This is a genomic window from Bacteroides sp. 2201st1_D9_2201SCRN_220225 (genome assembly GCF_040928965.1).
Taxonomy (GTDB): Bacteria; Bacteroidota; Bacteroidia; order Bacteroidales; family Bacteroidaceae; genus Bacteroides; species Bacteroides stercoris.
On sequence record NZ_JBCODG010000133.1, the window covers coordinates 1 to 4,227 of the forward strand.

Genomic DNA, 4,227 nt, shown 5'->3' on the forward strand with positions numbered 1-4,227 from the left:
GATAGAGCTTTTTTCTTATATAGACTTGCTAAATTATATGCTTAAATATAAAATCCCTCAGATTGTTACGTTGATCCATAAAGACAGGTGATATAGAGGCATAAAAAAAGGCTATCTATCCCAGACAGCCAATCTTTTTGTTAACCTTAAATCTAATACTATGAAAAACACATTGCAAATATACGGACATTTCGGGAATCTCCAAATTATCGGAGGGCTGTGGTCCTACTTATAACATGGTTTAATAGGAATACGCTGTTGTTAACAAATCAGCACCCGGAAATTAAGAAAAACTTACAGTCTTTTCCTCTTATAAGCAAATTCCTGCCATTTCTCTTCCGGCCAATCCTGCCGCTGCATCTCCGTACGCGCCATGACAAAGAAGAGATCTGACAGACGGTTCACAAAACGCAAAATATCCTCATTCAGCGGAGCTTGGCGATGCAGTGTCCATAAGCGTCGCTCGGCACGCCTTGCCACTGTGCGGGCAAAATGTAGTTGCGCAGAAACAGGCGTACCACCCGGCAGAAGAAAATAGCCGTTCTCCTTCAGTCCGGCAGTCATGGCATCCATTTCCTGTTCGCAGCGTACGGTCAGTTCGGCGGCAGAAAGAAGATTGGGGTTCAACACGCCATCGGGCGTAGCTACATGGCTCATCACTACCATCAGTTCTCTTTGAATGGTATGCAGCAGTTCCTGCCAATTGTCTTCGGCAGGAAGCATGGAACGTACGATTCCTATTACGGCATTCAGTTCGTCCAGACAGCCGTTTGCCTCGATGCGAATATCATCTTTGGGAACACGCGCTCCGCCATGAATGCCGGTGGTTCCTTTATCTCCCGTACGGGTATATACTTTTTTCATCTTTCAGCGTATGCTTATTCAAATAACCTCATTATATCCGTTTCACCCCAATAAAGATGCGTGTAACTTGCTATCGTATTCTTGTAGCGGAATACGGGAGTGTTCACCGGTTGCCCTTTGGCATTATACACCTGCACGACGGTAGGCGGCATATACAGATCTTTCTTACTGTCATCGGGAGCCGTCCCCGACTTGCCGAACTGCGTATAATGAAACTCGTGCCCCCGCAAACGCTGCCCCTTATAGTCGAAGCTGCGATACCCCAACGTCAATTTCCGATCTTCACTCTCATTGGAGATATAAAAAGGAAACACACCCGCCATTCTGTCGAACCCGCTGCCACCGCTCTCATGCTCCCGTTTGTCATAACCTATGGCATACGAAAGGTAAATCATTCCGCCACACTCCGCCAGCGTCTTTCCGCCGCGCTCTATATACTCCCGAACGGATTCTTTCACCTGACGGGCTCCGGCAAGCGCCATAGAATGTTTTTCTGGATACCCGCCCGGCAAGTACAACAAATCGGTGTCCTGCGCTATGGGGACATCCTTTTCCGGATCGAAGAAAGAGATACGACCCATTCCGCGCAACATCTCCAGATGTTCTTCATAAATGAAAGAGAAAGACTCCTCGTTACGTGCCACCAAGATACGCAGGTTGCCCGGTTTCCTACCGCCGACAAACTCCTTATCCCTTTCCCGCGTTTCCCGCAACGGAACCGCCGTCTTCGCCAGCAGCAGTTTCCAATCCACGCATTGCTCCAATAACCTTGTCAGAGTACCGATGGCATCCGTGCCTTTGGATCGACTGAAATCAAGTCCCAAATAACGTGATTCCTGCTCCAGCATTTTCTCCTTTGGAAGATACCCCAGACAGGTTATGCCTACCTCGGCACACACTTCCCTGAGCATTTCATAATGGCGGGACGACCCTACACGATTGAATATCACCCCCGCAATCCGTATATCCGGACGAAAATGGATGAATCCCGACAGCAAAGGAGCCATTGAATAAGCGGCAGACTTGGCATCCACCACCAGCACGACTGGAAGTTGCAACAACTGAGCTATCTCCGCCGAAGAGCCCCGGTCGCGATCATATCCGTCAAACATTCCCATCATCCCTTCCACAATGCAGACATCCGCAGAAACGGCATGATGTGCATAGAGTTCGCACACATGTTCACCGGAAGCCATAAACGTATCCAGATTAATGGATGCACGTCCGCATACAGCCGTATGATATTTGGTATCGATATAATCCGGACCGCATTTAAAAGGCTGTACCGCCAATCCTTTTTGTGTCAGCAAAGCCATTAGTCCGCGGCTTACGGTGGTCTTTCCGCTACCCGATGTGGGGGCTGCTATGAGAAACTGAGAAACGCGACGCATGTTATTTAGGTATAAGGTATGAAGTATAAAAGGGCTGTTATGGATTTTGTCGGACAAAGGTAATAATATATCCGGTAAAAGTCTTATCTTAGCTGCCAAATATAAAAAACGCTATGATAACCGAAGAACTTAAAAAACTCTACATTACACATACCGGGCACGAACCCGAAGCCATCGACGAACTTCCCTCTTCCGGCTCAAACCGCCGCTATTTCCGCCTCAAAGGTACGCCTACGCTGATAGGGGTAAGCGGCGAATCCGTTGAGGAAAACCGTGCCTTTCTCTATATGGCAGAGCATTTCCGCGGAAAAGGATTGCCCGTGCCCGAAGTGTTTATCCGTTCCGAAGACAATATTTACTATTTGCAGGAAGATTTAGGAGATACGCTTCTGTTCAACGCCATCGAAAAAGGACGCAAGACAAGCGTATTCGATGAAGAGGAGAAGCAATTGCTTCGTAAGACCATGCGCCTGCTGCCCGCCGTGCAATTTGCCGGAGCCGACGGCATGGACTTCTCCTACTGCTACCCGCAGGCTGAGTTCAACAGCCGTAGCATTCTGTGGGACTTGAACTACTTCAAGTATTGTTTCCTCAAGGCAACGGGCATGGACTTTCAGGAAGACCGCCTGGAAGATGATTTCCAGAAAATGGCAGACGTGCTTCTCCGCAGCAGTTCCGCAACTTTCATGTATCGCGACTTCCAAAGCCGCAACGTGATGATTAAGGATGGCGAACCCTGGCTTATCGACTTTCAGGGCGGACGTAAAGGGCCTGTCTACTACGACGTGGCCTCATTCCTGTGGCAAGCCAAGGCCAATTATCCCGACAGCCTGCGCCAAGAACTTCTGAAAGAATACATCGAAGCCCTGCGCAAATACCAGCCGGTGGATGAGAGCTATTTCTATGCCCAGCTCCGTCATTTCGTACTGTTCCGCACCATGCAGGTATTGGGCGCATACGGTTTCCGCGGTTACTTCGAGAAGAAGCCCCACTTCATCCAAAGCGTGCCTTTCGCCATTGAAAACCTGCGCCAGCTGTTGCAGGAGCCTTACCCCGAATATCCGTATCTCTGTAAAGTCCTGCACAGGCTGACCGAACTGAAACAATTCACCGACGACCTGAAAAAGCGTCGTCTGGTAGTAAAAGTCACCAGTTTCGCCTATAAAAAAGGTATCCCCGAAGATTCTTCCGGCAACGGCGGTGGTTTCGTATTCGACTGCCGTGCCGTAAACAACCCTGGCAAATACGAACGTTACAAGCCTTTCACCGGCCTCGACGAACCCGTTGTCCGCTTCCTTGAAGAGGATGGGGAAATCGCCGTATTCCTCGAACACGTATATGGTCTGGTAGATGCATCCGTGAAACGGTATATGGAACGGGGATTTACCAACCTGTCCGTATGTTTCGGCTGTACAGGCGGCCAACACCGCTCCGTATATTCGGCCCAACACCTTGCCGAACACCTCAACAAGAAGTTCGGCGTACAAGTGAACCTGATACACAGAGAACAGAACATAGAACAGAATTTTAGCGCGAAACAGTAATACTGCCCGTCATCCTATTATTTTATGAAAGCAATGATATTTGCCGCCGGACTGGGAACCCGTCTTCGTCCGCTGACAGACCACACCCCAAAAGCGCTCGTCTCCGTAGCCGGAAAGCCGATGCTGGAACGGGTGATTTTACGGTTGAAAGAAGCCGGATTCAATGACATTACGGTCAATATCCACCACTTTGGAGAACAGATTATCGAGTTTCTCCGCGCCAATAACGATTTCGGCATCACTATCCACCTCAGTGACGAACGGGATATGCTGCTCGACACAGGCGGCGGGATAAAGAAAGCGCGTCCGTTTCTGGACGGCAACGAACCGTTCCTGGTGCACAATGCCGACATCCTTTCCGACATCAATCTTGCAGAGCTTTACCGGCATCATCGGGAAAGCAATGCAGAGGCTACACTGCTCGTCAG

At 49.3% G+C, this 4,227-nt stretch carries 4 protein-coding genes; 2 read left to right on the top strand and 2 right to left on the bottom strand.

Annotation, left to right across the window (positions count from 1 at the left end; translation table 11 throughout):
• Positions 1 to 294 precede the first annotated feature (294 nt).
• Together AB5903_RS21830 and AB5903_RS21835 are read right to left on the bottom strand one after the other, a co-directional pair.
• Positions 295 to 864, bottom strand: a complete 570-nt coding sequence (locus AB5903_RS21830; RefSeq protein WP_016662082.1) for a cob(I)yrinic acid a,c-diamide adenosyltransferase — start codon at positions 862 to 864, stop codon at positions 295 to 297.
• Positions 865 to 878: 14 nt separating this feature from the next.
• Positions 879 to 2,255, bottom strand: a complete 1,377-nt coding sequence (locus tag AB5903_RS21835) for a cobyrinate a,c-diamide synthase (protein ID WP_117955109.1) — start codon at positions 2,253 to 2,255, stop codon at positions 879 to 881.
• Between the two features lie 113 nt (positions 2,256 to 2,368).
• Here AB5903_RS21835 and AB5903_RS21840 point away from each other — a divergent pair, with 113 nt between their 5' ends.
• Both AB5903_RS21840 and AB5903_RS21845 read left to right on the top strand, forming a co-directional pair.
• Complete coding sequence (locus AB5903_RS21840; RefSeq protein ID WP_117741336.1) at positions 2,369 to 3,799, top strand: RNase adapter RapZ; 1,431 nt, start codon at positions 2,369 to 2,371, stop codon at positions 3,797 to 3,799.
• Between the two features lie 24 nt (positions 3,800 to 3,823).
• Positions 3,824 to 4,227, top strand: a 404-nt coding sequence (locus AB5903_RS21845; protein WP_368118283.1) for a nucleotidyltransferase family protein, incomplete at its 3' end; no start/stop codon positions are given.

Coding starts and splice junctions, on each gene's coding strand:
- AB5903_RS21835 (WP_117955109.1), bottom strand. CDS start 2,255: ATGCGTCGCGTTTCTCAGTTTCTCATAGCAGCCCCCACATCGGGTAGC.
- AB5903_RS21840 (WP_117741336.1), top strand. CDS start 2,369: ATGATAACCGAAGAACTTAAAAAACTCTACATTACACATACCGGGCAC.
- AB5903_RS21830 (WP_016662082.1), bottom strand. CDS start 864: ATGAAAAAAGTATATACCCGTACGGGAGATAAAGGAACCACCGGCATT.